1 protein-coding gene is annotated in these 383 nt (G+C 49.1%); it reads left to right on the top strand.

Annotated features, from left to right (window positions below):
- Positions 1–309: hypothetical protein (locus tag GV819_RS33050; protein WP_218579794.1), on the top strand; the 309-nt coding region annotated here is incomplete at its 5' end.
- Positions 310–383: the final 74 nt, after the last annotated feature.

The following is a 383-nucleotide window of genomic DNA, read 5'->3' as shown; positions in this document are numbered from 1 at the left end:
CTTTTAAACCTGGCGCTACGTGCGCCGCAGTCGCCTGCTGAACAGGTTCACGACTACACGCCGACAACAATAAAGCGGCACACCCTACCCAAAACGCTGCTCGCATCTTTTCTTCCTCTGATCTTCAAGCCAAACGACACCGCCATAAATAATAGGCAGCACAGAGGGCGGCGTCGAGAGCTGTCCTGCGCGTTGCCCCGCATTTTTACTTTTTTATGGCTATTTTTTTGCCCTCTGTTTGATCAAAACATTCATTACGCTGATGTGGGGGACACAAAAGCGAAAATGCAGAAGAAAGCCATTTGCTAAAATTGAACGATTACTACTGGGCGCGCAGCAATTTCGTGCGCCCCTCATTTGCGCAATGTAAGGGTGTCATATGA

The organism is Pseudomonas sp. Fl5BN2, from assembly GCF_009908205.1.
Lineage (GTDB): Bacteria > Pseudomonadota > Gammaproteobacteria > Pseudomonadales > Pseudomonadaceae > Aquipseudomonas.
Note: the sequence above shows the minus strand (reverse complement) of the source record. Positions and strands in the feature narration are given on the sequence as shown.